Origin of the sequence: Acidianus manzaensis (genome assembly GCF_002116695.1) — an archaeon.
Lineage (GTDB): Archaea > Thermoproteota > Thermoprotei_A > Sulfolobales > Sulfolobaceae > Acidianus > Acidianus manzaensis.
Map to the genome: position 1 here is coordinate 892594 of NZ_CP020477.1, position 15708 is coordinate 908301.

Annotated in this window: 16 protein-coding genes; 7 read left to right on the forward strand and 9 right to left on the reverse strand. The window is 30.6% G+C overall.

The features are described from left to right. The first annotated feature begins 1 nt into the window (after position 1). The 4 genes from B6F84_RS04290 to B6F84_RS04305 all read left to right on the forward strand — a co-directional run bounded on the left by B6F84_RS04290 (position 2) and on the right by B6F84_RS04305 (position 4450). Positions 2–1441 carry a 4Fe-4S dicluster domain-containing protein gene (locus B6F84_RS04290; protein ID WP_148691090.1) on the forward strand — a complete coding sequence of 480 codons (1440 nt, stop codon included), beginning with the start codon at positions 2–4 and terminating at the stop codon, positions 1439–1441. Further along, on the forward strand, positions 1442–1990 hold the full coding sequence (locus B6F84_RS04295) for a TorD/DmsD family molecular chaperone (RefSeq protein ID WP_148691091.1): 549 nt from the start codon (positions 1442–1444) through the stop codon (positions 1988–1990). A gap of 437 nt (positions 1991–2427) precedes the next feature. Continuing rightward, positions 2428–2919, forward strand: a complete 492-nt coding sequence (locus tag B6F84_RS04300) for an NADH-quinone oxidoreductase subunit B family protein (protein WP_148691092.1) — start codon at positions 2428–2430, stop codon at positions 2917–2919. 1 nt (position 2920) lies between these two features. Beyond that, positions 2921–4450 carry a nickel-dependent hydrogenase large subunit gene (locus B6F84_RS04305; protein ID WP_236749058.1) on the forward strand — a complete coding sequence of 510 codons (1530 nt, stop codon included), beginning with the start codon at positions 2921–2923 and terminating at the stop codon, positions 4448–4450. A 134-nt stretch (positions 4451–4584) separates the two neighbouring features. Here the strand turns inward: B6F84_RS04305 and B6F84_RS04310 are convergent, their stop codons facing one another. The 6 genes from B6F84_RS04310 to B6F84_RS04335 all read right to left on the reverse strand — a co-directional run bounded on the left by B6F84_RS04310 (position 4585) and on the right by B6F84_RS04335 (position 10140). Further along, on the reverse strand, positions 4585–5100 hold the full coding sequence (locus B6F84_RS04310) for a hypothetical protein (protein WP_148691094.1): 516 nt from the start codon (positions 5098–5100) through the stop codon (positions 4585–4587). Beyond that, positions 5078–5422 (reverse strand): hypothetical protein, encoded by a 345-nt coding sequence (locus tag B6F84_RS04315; RefSeq protein ID WP_148691095.1) that lies wholly within the window; start codon positions 5420–5422, stop codon positions 5078–5080. Before B6F84_RS04315 ends, B6F84_RS04310 begins: the two co-directional genes overlap by 23 nt. Then, positions 5419–6687 (reverse strand): (Fe-S)-binding protein, encoded by a 1269-nt coding sequence (locus tag B6F84_RS04320; protein WP_148691096.1) that lies wholly within the window; start codon positions 6685–6687, stop codon positions 5419–5421. The genes B6F84_RS04315 and B6F84_RS04320 overlap by 4 nt, the downstream gene beginning before the upstream one ends. Continuing rightward, complete coding sequence (locus B6F84_RS04325; RefSeq protein WP_148691097.1) at positions 6668–7546, reverse strand: hypothetical protein; 879 nt, start codon at positions 7544–7546, stop codon at positions 6668–6670. Before B6F84_RS04325 ends, B6F84_RS04320 begins: the two co-directional genes overlap by 20 nt. 4 nt (positions 7547–7550) lie before the next feature. Next, a complete protein-coding gene (locus B6F84_RS04330) occupies positions 7551–8858 on the reverse strand; it encodes a nickel-dependent hydrogenase large subunit (RefSeq protein WP_236749059.1) in 1308 nt (435 codons plus the stop codon). A gap of 112 nt (positions 8859–8970) precedes the next feature. Further along, positions 8971–10140, reverse strand: coding sequence for an NRAMP family divalent metal transporter (locus B6F84_RS04335; protein WP_148691098.1), 1170 nt, complete (start codon positions 10138–10140; stop codon positions 8971–8973). 335 nt (positions 10141–10475) lie between these two features. Between B6F84_RS04335 and dps the strand changes: the two genes are divergently transcribed. The 3 genes from dps to B6F84_RS04350 all read left to right on the forward strand — a co-directional run bounded on the left by dps (position 10476) and on the right by B6F84_RS04350 (position 12083). Next, on the forward strand, positions 10476–11060 hold the full coding sequence (gene dps / locus B6F84_RS04340) for a DNA protection during starvation protein (protein WP_148691099.1): 585 nt from the start codon (positions 10476–10478) through the stop codon (positions 11058–11060). A gap of 16 nt (positions 11061–11076) precedes the next feature. Then, positions 11077–11421: a Rieske (2Fe-2S) protein gene (locus B6F84_RS04345; RefSeq protein ID WP_148691100.1), complete on the forward strand. Its 345-nt coding sequence runs from the start codon at positions 11077–11079 to the stop codon at positions 11419–11421. 314 nt (positions 11422–11735) lie between these two features. After that, a complete protein-coding gene (locus B6F84_RS04350) occupies positions 11736–12083 on the forward strand; it encodes a helix-turn-helix domain-containing protein (protein WP_148691101.1) in 348 nt (115 codons plus the stop codon). A gap of 1 nt (position 12084) precedes the next feature. Here B6F84_RS04350 and B6F84_RS04355 read toward each other — a convergent pair whose 3' ends face one another. From B6F84_RS04355 to B6F84_RS04365, 3 genes are all read right to left on the reverse strand, one after another. After that, a complete protein-coding gene (locus tag B6F84_RS04355) occupies positions 12085–13260 on the reverse strand; it encodes a hypothetical protein (RefSeq protein ID WP_148691102.1) in 1176 nt (391 codons plus the stop codon). Then, positions 13261–14028 carry a hypothetical protein gene (locus tag B6F84_RS04360; protein ID WP_148691103.1) on the reverse strand — a complete coding sequence of 256 codons (768 nt, stop codon included), beginning with the start codon at positions 14026–14028 and terminating at the stop codon, positions 13261–13263. It abuts the gene before it with no gap. A gap of 144 nt (positions 14029–14172) precedes the next feature. Then, entirely contained in the window at positions 14173–15642 is a 1470-nt protein-coding gene (locus tag B6F84_RS04365) for an APC family permease (RefSeq protein ID WP_148691104.1), read from the reverse strand. Positions 15643–15708 lie beyond the last annotated feature (66 nt).

Below are 15708 nucleotides of genomic sequence, written 5' to 3' on the forward strand. Positions count from 1 at the left end.
AATGACTGAATCTTTTTTAAATCCAAACCCTCTGATAAGACTTCAAGTTAAAGTTTTTTCTCCTCCTGATGATATTAATTCTAGTGAATTAGCCAAAGAATTAAAAGAACTATCTTCTAAGGCAATCATAATATTAGGCAAAAATGATGATAAACATTTACAGATATATAAAGAAGCAATAAAAGAGGCAGAGTTAGATCCTATTCTAATAAGAATAGTTGATAAAGACTCAAAAGAAGAGTTGGAATATAATAAAGTTATACTAGAAAATGCGTGGACTTCTGACTTAGCATTAATTGAAGAAAAATCGGAAGCTATCAACAGGAGAGATTTATTTACAGGCAAAATAAAGAAAAGAAAGGAAAAAATAGATAAACCAGTTTACATAAATACTTATTGTAATTGGTTATATAGAGCATGTAATGTTTGTGAAGTATCATGTGCTTATAATGCAATAACTGTAGATAAGAAAACCGGCGTCTTAATAAATTATGATAAATGTACTGCATGTGGATTATGCGTTGCTTCCTGTCCAGTTAGTGCTCTTCAATTTCCTTCAGTTTCACAGCAATCTATTTTTGAATTAGCTAAAATAAAAGGAGACAAAAAAATTACATGTTATAAAAATGATAAGAGTAATGGGATAAAAATACCTTGTTTAGCAATGTTATCAGAAGTAGATATAACGCTTTTAAGAAGCAGTGGAAAATTAACTTTTGAATGTCCTGGATGCGAATTAGAAAAGAATTTAAAGACTTTCACTGAACTAATTACTGAGTTAAATAATAAAATTGGAGGAATAAGTTTTACTTCTCCCTTATTGACAATTGAAAGTAAAGAAATCAAACAATTGAACGTTACCAGCAAGACTTTTTACAATAAAGCTGAAGCTAGAAAAGAGATAATAGAAAAAGAAGAGGACTTACCTTATATTGAGTTTAACGTTGACATTGATAATTCATGCACTATATGTGAAAGTTGCGTAAAGTGGTGCCCTACAAGTGCGTTGAAATTAATACGTGATACTAATACAGAAAAAATTGCCTTTAATCCTACTACATGTATAGGCTGTAACGTTTGTGAAAATGTGTGTCCAGAATCTTGTGCTCAAAAAGCTAATACTTTTAATTCTAATGGCGATAATAAGATTATGAGTATATTAAATCAGAAGGGCAAAATTATCAGAGTAACCAAAAGTAAAGATTTTAGTCGTAATATTAAAACCGTTTTTGAAGACGAGTTAGTTAGATGTAGAGTTTGTGGAGTTCCAGTAGGTTCTAGAAAAAGCCTGAATCATGTTAAAAAGATTATGCAAGAGAAAGGAGGAAATAACTGTGTAGATGATGAATGGTTGGAAAGGTGTCCTAAGCATAGGGCAGAATATTCATTTCAAAAGAAATTTGGATTTGAAGCTAAATTTAAGCCTAAGAAGGTGAGTTAAATGAGCTGGATAGATTATAAAATATATGCATACTTATTTCTAAGTCCAAGATATGTAGACAGAATTAAAGGTTTAGTAGAAGGAATTAGTGATAGAGATTATTATTCTAAAATTAAAAATATTATTGAAATTATAGACAAGGATTATGATAAATTTGCCACAGAATTCACATCATGTTTTATAAATGACTTTAAGCATGTGAAATGTCCTCCATACGAATCTTGGTATATGGAAAAGACAATTTATGGGAAGTCTGCTCAAGAAGTTTTAGAAGAATACTTGAAATATGGAATATATCCTCAGAAGCAATTGCCTGATCATATTGCAACAGAAATGGAATTTGTATCTTATTTATTCTTTATTAAGGAAGAAAAGAAGGCGAATGCGTTCATAATAAATCATATACTGAATTGGACTCCTAAATTAGTTGACGATATAATAAAGCACTCTCATGGAGAATATGCTAAACTAATAGGAGAGAGTCTTAAATCTCTTATAGAATCTGAAAGCAAACGTATATCGTACTCTCAACAAGAAGTCATGCAATAAGAGGTTTTTTAGAAACAATATACATACTATAGAGATTAACAATTTATTTCTTATATTATTAAATTCCATTTTTGTAGTTAGCTAAAGCATTATAAGGTAGTAGATAGTTTTTAGTAAATAGTAACAAATTATTGAAACTGTTTACACTGAAAAAAAACAAAAAAGATAACGGCATAAAAGACCAAAAATAACGTAAAAGACATTATAAAATTAACGTGAATCTCCTATTACTATTTTTTATTTTGATATATTTAACTCATATTAAAAACTTTTTTAATCTATGACGTTTCGTTAACCTAACTAATAAAAATTATTTAGATTTTCTTCTTTAAATAATAATCTTTTTATATATTTTTCCTTTAAATGTCTTTCTAGTAAATAATTTACTAATGAAGATTTCAAATAACTTTTTTTAGTAACTGAAAGTATAATGTTATATGGATTACTGTGAAGCACTTAAAGAAATTCTTAAACATAATATAGTTTGGATAGAAGCTCAGTCGTGTTCTGGAGAAACAGTGATGATTTTAAAATCAGGATGCGAGGGAATAGACGAATTATTTTTCCATTCTTCACCGGTCAAGCTAATTTCTATCATTGCAGAAGAAAAGGCTGGGAAAGAAATGCTTAACGACATTTTGAATTCTGACAATTATATTCTAGTGGTAGAAGGCGCTATTCCTAAAAATGATGAACTTTGTAATTTTGGAGGATTAACGTGTAAGGAATTATTAACTAGATTATCAGAAAAAGCTTTAGCCATAGTTGCTGTAGGTTCTTGTGCTGTTAATGGTGGAATTATAAGGGAAGTAGGAGGCTTAGGAGTTAGTGAAGTATTAAATAAGAAAGTCTATGAAGTTCCTGGATGTCCTGCATCTGATAAAACAATGGTCGCAATGCTTTATTCAGTTCTTCAAAAAGGTGGATGAAATGGATTTATCTTTAGATCCTATAAGCAGAATTGAAGGACATTTAGGTGTTAACGTAAAAGTAGAGGATGGAAAGTACGTTGAGGCAAAAATTGGAGTATCAATGTTTAGAGGATTTGAGAATTTACTAAAAGGAAAGGATCTTCATTTAGCTCCTAATATTACTGCTAAGATCTGTGGAGTATGCGGAGCTACTCATACTTTAGTTTCTACTGAAGCATTAGAAATGGCTACTGGAGTATATCCTTCTGAAAGATCTATTGCTTTCAGAAATGTAGCTTATTCTTTAGCTGATCTCATGTATAATAACGTTACAGTAGCCTTTCTATTTCAAGGAATAGATTATTCTACTGAAATTGTTTCTAAATATACTCCTAAGGAATTTGAGAGAGCTAAAAATACTTCATCAGAATATAAGGACGTTCATGGTTATTCTAAAATTTCAGATATAATGGATAATCTCTATTTTGGAAAAGAAATTTATAAGGAAGCATTCAAGCTTCAAACTTCTCTAAGAGATTTAGCTACTTCAATATGGTTAAGGTACCCTCAACCTCTAAGTATGAAGCCTGGAGGAATAACTATCAGAGATCCTAATGTTATACAGAAAGTAAAGGATTTCATGAAGCAGGATAAGACAATAGAAAAACTGTTATATGTAATGGCAGATTTAAGAGAATTCTACAAAGATATTTACAAAAAAATTGATAATAATTTCGTAACTTATGGATTATTGGAAAGTGGAGAGTATAATGCCGATTATGAAGAAATAGATAATTGGGCTGATAAAAGAGTTTTTCCTCCAGCATTGATAAGAAATGGAGAATTAATAGAATCTAATCTTTCAAAAATCCTCTTAGGAGTTAGAGTTTATGTGAAAGACACTCCATACGATGAATGGAATAAAGATGTGGAAAAAGACGATTTAGGGAATGAGATTGATGTAAGGCATCCATGGAATAAGGAAACTAAAATAAAATCTCTAGTTACTACTAACTTTGTTCCTACAGTTAAACAGTTCTACAAAGACGAATTTATGCCTGCTACAGGGGATATAGCTAGGTTATATTCATATAGATTAAGAAGAGGAAAAATCTCTGCGTTAAACTATTCATGGGAGTATAGAGCTAATGATGTAATAGAGAGAACTTTTGCTAGAGTATTTACAGTAGCTTTTCTAAAAGAATATTTGGAAAATATAGAAATTCCAAACGGATCCTTAGATCCAATAAAAGGTAAAAGAGATTATACTCTTAGTGTAGGTGCTCATGATGCCCCTAGAGGTAGTAATGGTCATTGGCTAATAAAGGATCAAAATAAAATAAAGAGATATCAAATCATAACACCTAGTGATAGGAATTTTAGTCCTTTAGGAGGACCTGTCGAGAATTCCATAATAGATCAAAAAGTTACTGAGGAGAATATAATATCTGGATTAGATGCATTAAGAATAGTTAGAAGTTTCGATCCATGCTCTGCTTGTGCTGTTCACCTAGAATATAAAAACAATAAAATTTTAATTCAAGTATAATAAGTTTGGAATTTTTCTGTTATTAGAATTTAATGACAATTCATAGCTTCAGTAATAAATCTTTCTGTCAAAAATTTTGCATATTCATGACCTATATAAGTGTAGTATAAATTTTACATAAAAGAACGTAAAAATTAGATTAACGTTTCTTTAAGCTTTTTGAACTCATTTATAGTATCGATTAAGCTAATATAAGACTCGTCTCTTTTTATTATTTTAACTGTATTGTCTATTTGTATTATAGTAAATTTTCTCTGATTCATATTGAGATTTTTTGTATTAGAAATAATTATTCCTGTTAGCATTACGTTTCCAATAAGAGGCAATACTGAAGGCAAATGAATTACATTTTTTAGGCTAACTTTATCATCTATTTCACATTCTACTTGATATGCCCATACAAATTCGTTTAACCTTATTTGATTGTTTATCCATCTTAAGAACGAGTCTTGCAAAGATTGGGATTTATCTCCATCAGAAGAGAAGCTTATTGCATTTACGAAATCTTGTGCTTTTTCATTTCTACTGAGTTCCACTTCTACATTGTTGAATACGAAATAATCATCATTATTATTAAAATAGTTAGAGAAAAAATGTTTAGGAATAGATTTAGAAAAAAATATTGAATTAACTGTTTTTATTATTTGCATTTATATCTCCTTTAAAATGCATTGCTATTTGCCATAATACATCTAATGGATTTTCTATATTTAATGGAGTTACGTTTGACGATATGGCTGTGGCTCTCCTTACTTCATCTATAGGTTCTTTAGAATCTTTTATTTCTGCATTTATTCCTAATTGTTTAGCCAAGTTAAGTAATTCTTGCTTAGAATCTACTGGAGCATATCTTTTAGGCATTAGTAACTTAATTATTTCTGGATCTGCTCCTGCTAGATCTCTTAAAGTATCATCTATAATTTCTTGAATTCCTAGTTGTTTGAGTATAAAACCCCTTAGTAAAGAACTCATGATTTAATCGCCTTCGATAGTATGGTAGTATAGTAATATGATTTATCTAGTCCTTGAGAATCTCTTATCGCATTATCCATGGAAAGTTTGCAATTCGGATCTAAAGTCACTACTGACTTAGCCCAGGTCGATAATTGAGAGGAAGCGTATTTCCTCATATCTTTTATTATATCAGCTTTTTCCTTTATTAATTCTAAATGATGACCGCATGTGAATAAGTTATGCGATGAAGGAGAAGGTTTAGGCTCTTTGAAATTTGGAATACTTAACCTCAATATTTCTCTAGGAGGTTTTTCTAATCCACCTAATCTGCTCATAAATTCTGAATCATGTACAGTTATATCATCTTTAAGGTCTGCTTTCTCAATTTTTATTTTTCCTGCCTTATACTCTTCGTAGACTGTTTCAGATAAATGCTCGACTTTTATATCTAACTTATACCTTAAACTTTTTGGACCTTGCCATCTTAGGAAGAAGAATCCAGCTCCATCTGAAGTAACAATTTTCTTTACTCCTAGTTTTTTAGCTTCCTCATAAATTTTCATGAATTGGCTTCTAGCAGTTTCAAAATCTCCTGCAAAATATGCATAATATCCTATGTCATAGATTTCGCTACTAACAGTCCACTTTTCATGCATATTTGACATGATAGTATCTATTTCTGTGATTGTATCCCTATTTACCTCTAATGCACTAGGAACGTACAAAATTTCAGCGTTTATATTTGTTGGCAAATCTTTAGCAATCTCATTCCACTTTTCTTTCTCTATTCCTAGAGCATTACCCACTTTTTTGGTATTCTCTATCCAACTCTCAACCTCAGGTAAATTAGTTCCAGAATAATGTAAGATTCTTCTCAAAAGTAACGCAGTATACCAGTTCGGTATTTCTAAAGGGGAAATATCAGTACATGCTCCACATGCGGTGCAGTTATAAGCTGATTCTCTCCATTGCTTTAATTCTTTTGAAGATATTCTTCTGAGTCTTAAGTATCTAGCTACTATTCCATAACCTGAATAGAACATAGAAAACATTTTATTTATTTCATAAGTTCTCCACGCAGGAATGTCAGTTGATTTTTCAGTAACTAGCCAAAACGGACAAGCAAATCTGCATACTCCACATCTCATGCATTCTTGAACTCCCCATACATCAGCAGGAGACATTTCATCGAATACTCTTGAAACTAATTGTCTTTTTATTTGAATTTTTCCTCCTTTTTCCACTTTGAATCCCCCACAAAAGTCATTCTTTCTTTCTGCCATATGAATATCCTCTAAATCCTTTTCCTAGGTAGTATCCAAACATGTGCCATCCTTTGCTGAAAGGAATGTAAGCTATAAATATTCCAATCATTGCTATGTGAAATCCATACCAATTAGCTTGATTAGGAATTCCTAAGTAAGGTATCGAAAAGTTATACATAGCTCCTAATCCTGTAATTATCACTAAGAGTAATAGTATTAAGAACGTATAGTCTCCTACTGAACTTAATCTCTTGTGTCCAGTAGCATCTTCCACAATTCTTGTCACTAAATATCCTAGAAGTCCAGCTAGTGCCAATAGAGCCATCATTGTTCCATTCACTAAAACTGATAAGAATCCCCATGGATCAAAAGTTGAAGTAGATACTTCAGCAGAGTTCCAAGCTCCTAACGGATTTAAAATCCCACCATGACTATACGCATTACTTCCCAGTAAACCCATTTGATATGCTGACGTAAACTGTTCTGGTGTAGAAATCTTAAACAGAAACCACAGAGGATCTGAAACTCCAAATATCTGTCCGAAGATGTAGTTCCACGCTATTATATGTATACCCACAATGATTATTACTCCTAAGACAAAAATGTGCCACAAGATTGTTTCTATTATAAGGAATGGATCCTTTTTAGTTGCAGTCCTAAAAGGAGTAGGAATAGCTGTAACTGCTTCCTTAAATTCAGTTCCAAATCCTGCAGTAGCATAGGTAATAGCTCTTCTTCCTATAAAATATCTAGAAATCCTATAGATTACGCCGAATATAAAAATTAATAGACTAACAGGAAATATTACATTTAAAGCCCACCAGTATAAGGAATCTGAAGAATATGACGCTCCAATAGCAAAAATCACTGGTATCATTATCTCACCTTAACTGCATAGCATATCTATAGAATACTTTCAATACATTAGATAAATCTACAGGAGCACCTAAAGTTTGGAATCTTACTCTACCACTTGGTGTAACCATATGCACTCCACATACAAAGCATGGGTCAAACGATCTCAGCGTTTGTGCAAATTCGAATCCATCCCATTGCGATTCTGGAATTACAGTTAACCTAGGAGTTCCTTGTATATTATAGTCTGGATTGCCCATAATAGCCTCTTCGAAAGTTCCGGCACCATGAGTTGGAGACGCTGGCTTTATAGTCTGAATTCCATCATCATATGTTAGTTTAACTCTAGGTCCAGCATTTACAGTAGTAGGCTGGATTTGCTGTGGATTAATTGTAGGAACTGTAACTCCTTTACCAGTAGCAAATACTTCTGAATGATACTGAGCTCCTCTAGGCGCTTCTTTCATTCCAACTCCGATAGCTACATTTTGGTTAGTATTCTTTACATAAGTCCAAGAAGAAGGTGGCATTGAACTTACTTGTGTCTTACCCTGTTTTAGCCAATTCATTGCGGAGAACCATGCAATCCACATTCCCATACCATCTAATCCAGCCTCAAAAGCTCTTGCTCTCATTCTCTCAATAGCATTAGTAATAATTTTTCCTCCAGATAGCGCATATGGTGCAATATATTTGAATTCTATTTCTTTTCCTTGAGAGCTAGAGAATTCTGGCGGAACTGATTCTGTTGTAGTACTTACAGAAGGTAAATAGAATTTAACACTCATCTCGTTACTATTGTAATAAGCTCCTAATCCTGCTACAGAATAATAAGATGAATATATTGGAGTAGGTGCTTGAGGCTGAAGAACTTGAGCATACATTACAGCTTGAGGATCAGCTTCTACGTTATAGTATAAATTACTTATAGGCTTATATCCTTGATATGGTACAAATCTAGGAGACATAGCCCATGAATATGGCGTAGGATAGGCCATAGGCACGGATCTAGGCTGAGGTAAAGGCATAGTCCATTTCCTCCAAGGATGATAATAACTTACAGGATTTCCTATAGGATCTTCTGTTATTCCAGAAACTTCAGAAGGAACTTCAGACGCAAAACCATCTTTATACCATGGATTATACCATGAAGATTCTACAAATTCTCTCATTCCTAAGTTTATATCTATTAAATCATTAGTTACTAATTTAGGTGTAGAAGTACCTGGTTCCTGAATTACTAAACCCGGCTTTACAACTCTAGCCCTTCCCCAATCTCCCATATGTTCATACGTAGCATCGTATGGCATTACAGGAGTTGAGGTTGGAGTCACTGATGGAGCTTCAGATACATCACCTTGACCATAAGAGACAAAATTACCCGGCCTATTTCCTTCTTCAGCAAATCCTAAAGTACCATTTATAAACTGAATAAAACCTATTTCGCTATAAGTATAGTAGTCCTATTATACCTCCAATTATTACTAGAGATAACATTATAAAATACAGTATAGATCTAGATTTTGTGTAAGAGAATTCCTTCATTATTTTTTTATTTCTTATTAATATTCCTATAAGTATTGCTGGTATTGCAATAACTAATGGAGACAATGATAATAAAGTTAGAACAAAGTCAAATATTTCAGAAAAATTATTACTTAATAAAGCTATAATAATCATAGCTGGTATTGATTCAATAATATATATTTTTATAACATTATTATAATTATTTTTATCTAAAGCTTCTAATACTCCCCAAGCACTACTTAAAGATACTACTATGAGTGTTAAAAATCCTGAGCTTATTAGTATTATGCCGAATATATAATGAAATTGATTAAGAGCATTTACTAACTGTTGAGCATTTGTTGGATCTATATTAAGAATTCCAGTCCCTATTATTTCAGAGAATACTATTACGAGTTCCGTTACTAGTGACCCAGCTAATGTTTCTAAATTAACCCATCTTACTTTTTTAGATTTATTTATGCTTAATTCTGAATATTTAAGTGCCGTAGCTGAACTCTGGTATATTAACATACAGGGAGGTGTAACAACAGCACCTATGTTTACAGCTAAAAAGAAAAGGAAATTTTTAGAGGTTGAAAAATAGAATATATCTTTAGTAAAATATAATTTAGGTTCTATTATAATCAAGGACGATATAATCATGGTCAGAGAGATTAATATTAGTATTTTCTCCGTAATTTCATAATTTTTTGACAATATTATCATTATATGTAATGTGAAAAATAATAAAAGGCCTATAAGCGGATTAATTCCTATCAAGTAACATCCAATGGAAATTCCAGAATATTCACTTAAATATGTAAAAAAATCAACAAAAAATATTGGTACTGTAGATAAAAGAGATACTCTCTTAGAGTAGTATTGTCTAACAAGCTTACTTACTCCAGAGTTAGTTACTGCACCTAATCGTCCAACAGCTTCTTGGATAACGAATAAAGGAATTGATAAAATCAAAACAAACCATATCAGTTTATATCCATATTCTTCACCGGTAGATACTCCACCTAATATACTAGCTGCATCTGAATCAGCTAGTAGAGCTATCCAGGCTGGGCCAAAAAGCCTTATAGAATCCCTTATACTCAATATCTATCACTTCATATTATTTATAATGTAATATAGAATCATTAATAATGTATTTTTAATAGTAAGAAATAAATTTATTGATATTATATCCAATATAATCATTAGTTATCTTAATAATAATTATCTGACTTACTTATAAATATTTCTATTTAGGATAAGCTCTTATATAGAAGTAATTCTAATTTATTAAGGATATAGATTAACAAGGTTTAAGTTATTAGATAAAAGCATATGCGTTATTATATTTCTTATAAATAAGATAAACTGTTAGAATGATTCTTAATTAGAAAGATTTATAAATTAGTATTTACTATAAATTATTAGGCGAATGAAAAGTGGAGAATAAACCTAAACAAGAAGAACCGAAAGTAGTAGGAGTAGAAATAATAGAAAAATCAGGATTAGATGTAAATAAGTTACTTGAAAAACTTGTTAGAGCAACGGCAGCAGAACTAACTACGTATTATTATTATACAATTTTGAGAATGCATCTAACGGGTATGGAAGGTGAAGGATTAAAGGAAATAACTGAAGACGCAAGACTTGAAGATAGGCTTCATTTCGAATTAATGACACAAAGAATTTATGAATTGGGAGGAGATTTACCAAGAGATATAAGGCAAGTTGCTGACATATCAGCCTGTGCAGATGCGTATTTACCTGAAAATTGGAAAGACCCGAAAGAAATATTAAAAGTATTATTAGAAGCCGAACAATGCGCAGAAAGAACATGGAAAGAAGTATCTGATATGACATATGGAAAAGATCCAAGAACTTATGATCTAGCTCAAAAAATATTACAAGAAGAAATAGAACATGAAGCATGGTTTATAGAGTTACTATATGGAAGGCCTTCAGGACATTTCAGAAGAAGTTATCCAGGAGAAGGTCCATTATCTAGAAAATCAAAATACGAATAATCTTGGTAATTGATGCATGCTTTTTAGAGTTTGCAAAATATCTGAACTTCAAGAAAGAAAACCTATGAAATTTAATTTAGCGGAAAAGAAAATTGAAGTAGTAATAATAAAAATAAATAACAAAGTTTATGCTATTGACGCTTACTGTCCTCATAAAGGAGGAAACATGGAATATGGAGAAATAGTTTATAAAAATGAATATAGAATAAGATGTCATTTGCATAGTTATGAATATAGTCTAGATAATGGAAAGTTAATGTATAATCCTTATGGTAATAAGACTGGGAAGTGGTATTACTCGGGCGACTTAATGACTTATGAAACTAAAATTATAGATAATGATATTTTTATTAACATATAAGAGCTATAAAAAATGTAAAGATATTACAACATGTTCTTTTTTTAGATTTTCTTTTTTAAATATAACATTATAAAGATTATCTTCAATGCAAATTTAGTATTAAAGAGATAGTGTGTGTAGTATTTGATTACTTAACGCTTATTCTACGACAGTCTGATTGGGAGAATTGCATTAATTTTCATATACTTCACGAACTATTAAAGAGATTTCAAATCTTGATATGGTTTGTTTTAAACTATTTTTGATTTTAAAAAATATTTAAGTATGCTATTTATAAGAAAAATATATAAATAGGTAATAAACTAGATTTTTCTGTGGAAGAAAGATTTTTGTCTAAAGAATTTATCACAAAATCAGGGCGAAGAATGAAAATAAATAGATTAGTTTCTGCATTATATGGACTTAGTGAATTTGATTTAAATGTGTATTCAATAATTAGAGAAAAAAGAGAAATAACTCTCAAAGAACTTATAGAAATTACAAACAAGAACAAACCAATTCTAATAAAATCATTAAAAAATCTAGAAAATTTGGATTTAATAACAAAACAAAAAATAAGAAATGGAGAAAAAGGAAGGCCAGTTTACATTTATAAGATAAATTCAATATTAGAGAATATTCTCTTAACTGATTTGAAAGAACTAGTAAATTTTATACATTGAACTATTTTCTTTCTTTGGCTCTCCTAAATATTAGATAAGCTAATAGTATTACACCAATTATTGACGCTAATACTATTTGAATTAAATATAAATGCATTGGATAAACTACATTAATTATTGAGCTAATTAGATTATTTTCTACTACAGATTCTGTTGTATTTGTGCTAGTTTTACTGCAATTAAAACCTATTATTGATATAGTTCCATCAAAGAAGTTACTTACAAATAGAAGTTTACTAAAATTATTATAGACTATCCCAATAGGAGTAATTCCAACTTTTATATAAGATAAGACAGTTGTAGAATTTAAAACTAGAACAAAATCAGGACCATATAGACTATCCGCTGTAGCATAAATATGTCCGTTGTAAATCGCAATTCCTTGAATTTCCTCTCCAGGTATTGAAATATAGCGTATAGAATTGTTATTGAGATTAAGTATAATTATTTCAAAGTCTGATGCAATATAAAGAATGTTGTTTTTATAATATAGTGAATTAGGAAATGTGTTGTTAATTATCATAATTTCAAATAATTTATTATCTTTTATTATATCTAGAAATCCATAGTTTCTGGAAAGATTATATCCAGAGGCGAATAATGTTCCATTAACCGAAAGCATTGAAGTTACTGGACCAGGTGTTAAAGTTATAAATTCAATTTTATTACCTTTAAGTTCTCCAATTCCGTTAGAAGTTCCAATATAAATCTGATTCTTAACCATAGAGACGGATAAAGGAAAAGTATTAAGGATTATAGTTTTAATTATACTAAAATTTTTAGAATTAATCAACGTTAAAGTATAATTAGGTAATGTTCCACTAGCAGCAAGTATTATTCCTTTGTAATAGTAAAGATATTCTGCCCCAGATACAGAAATATTTCGTATAATATTTCCAGAAGAGTTAAGAATATAAATTTCATTTACAGCAGCAACATAGACATTACCTGAACTGTCCATGACAATAGAAGAAGGAGAAATGGGAGAAAAATAATTTAATGAACTTCCCTTGACTGTAGAAAAATTTCCTAGATAAACTGTATATTCTACACAACCATAATTAGGCTCAGAAGTTACAGATAACGAAAGAAAAGAGCTTAGAATAATAGTAAATAAAATGAGAAAAGAAAAATAATAATAATTGCATAAAACAATTTTATGTCTTTTTATTTTCATTCAAAAATCTCTCCAGTATTTTTCATCTTCAGATAATGGTTTCCAACTTTCGCTTTTAGGGTAATTATTTATATATCCATAAAGTTTTAACGATTCTGAAACTACCTTTCTAATTCCATCATTTTTAGGATTGTCTCTTTCTAGCCTAGAAACATATTCTCTGGCTTTATTTAAATTATCAACAGCATCTTTCCAAAATCCCCAATCTGTAGACACAGAGCGTCCAATTTTTTCTTTATTTATTTGATCTCCTTTTAATAGGATAGCAGCTATATCTGCAGCATCTTTATCAGTAGAATAGTGAACTTGCAATTTAGTTAATAGTAAATCAGTTAAATCCATAGAAAAATCTTCATTCCAATTTATTTCTACATCATGATTAAATCTAGCTACATCCATGTAATAGACTTTAATAGTAAATTCATTAAAGAGGAATATACTAGCAATATGTCCCATTGTAATTTCAAGATGATAATAAGGAACAAAATTCATGCTCATTAGTATTTCTTTAAATTTTTCTCTATCTTTTTCTCTTACAATTACGTTAAGATCTTGAGGTCCTTCTTTTCTTACATCCTTTATTAACTTCACAGCTTCTGATAGATCCTTTAATCTGTAGTATAAACCAATGCTACCATAAATTAGTGCTTTAACTCCTTCTTTATTCAGTCTCTTGTTCGCATCACTCCATATTTTAATATATTCTTGACTTATTTGTTCAAATTCTATCTTTTTAGCCTGGAAATTAGGGAGATTAAAATTTGACATAAACTTACATTCTATCCTTAAAATAAATACTTTTCTTTAATTGATATCTAAGATTAATTATGATAAAAAATATTAAGATAGCATGATAGACTTAACAAAAAGTCTAAAGAACTTTAGAAGATTACTAAGAACACTCTTCTTTTCTTATTTCAAATTTCTTTCTTTCACTTTGTTATCTTCCTTTAACCAGTCAGGAATTATAACATTAAATTTCTTAAATAAGAATACAAGACCAATAGATGCCATAGCAAGAAGAGTTATTCCATACTCGGTAGTTGTATATCCAAATGCCGGTCCAGCATCTATTATTCCCATGATTATAGTACCTATCATTCCAAATGCAGTTATAGGAGCAATAACTCTTATTATCCAATCTCTCATGGTTATCGCTTTTTCTCTCCACCACATTATTGTAGCAGTTATAGAGTCTATGCCAAATTCTGCTAATAGAAAAGCTCCTGCAGCAGTTAAAACTAATCCGAAAAATGATTGTATACTAGGTGATGTTAATTCTATAAGTTGAACAATTATCATAGCTAACGTAGAAATTATTGTAGCGAACCAAGGAGACTTAAATTTTTCACTAGTCCAAGCAAATGTTTTTGGCAATAATCCTTCTCTCCCAGCAGAATACCATGCTCTGATTAAAATATACGAAGTAAGCCATAATGATGAGGCAGTTGAGGTAATAACTGCAATGTCAAGTAACCATACATATTGTGGAATAACGTATGAAGCCCATCTAGCTAAAGGATCTACTGATGAAGACAATGCTGAAATCGGTGTTTCAATAGTCATTATAGGCATTGTAATCATGTAAATAATGAATACTGAAATTAAACCTATTATTCCAGATAAACCTGGCCAAAGTTTAGGTTTCTTTGATTCTTCTGCTGCATAACTATCTATTTCCCATCCATCGAGAATTGTAGCTACAATTACCATTGTTGCAGCAAGACCAAAGAAATAAGAAGATGAAGAAAACCATTTTGGCGCAAAAAACCAACTCCAGCTAAAAGAATTTACGATATGAGTAGATAATGAAGTAATTCCAATAACTATGAAAGCAGATAAAATAACTAGTTCTAAGAATAAGAATGCTTCGGTAAATCTAGCTGTAGGTTTTGCTCCTAATAATAATGGTATTGCAGCTATTATGGCCCAAATTATTCCTACAATCGAATCCCAAAATATGCTTAATTCCATAGTTCTAGTTATTAATCCTAGCCTATAAAACATGTCCAAAGTATACTCTCCAGCTGGGATTATTATTGGTGGTAAAGAAAGAAAATAAGCTAATGTAACTATCCAGAACTGAAATCCACCGTATTTTTTACCTATAAATCTAGTACCCCAATGGTATGATGCTCCACAATGTGGAGCCTTCTTATTTAATTGCCTAAAAATTATAGCTGCAAAAAGGAAGAATGGAAATGACGTAACAACACCCATTATTGCATAAGGTCCCATTAGTGCGACCATACTTCCGTAAGCTGCTGCTATGCTAAATGTTGGTGCTACGCTAGATGTTGATAAAGGAACTAAGTCTAAGATATGTAATGTCTCTTTTTTTAGCCATCCTACTTCAGTACTTAATAATTTACTTTTTCTCATTTTATCACCCTTTAAACTCTAACAGAAAAAATATTTCTAAAATCGGTATGAATACTATCCATCTCT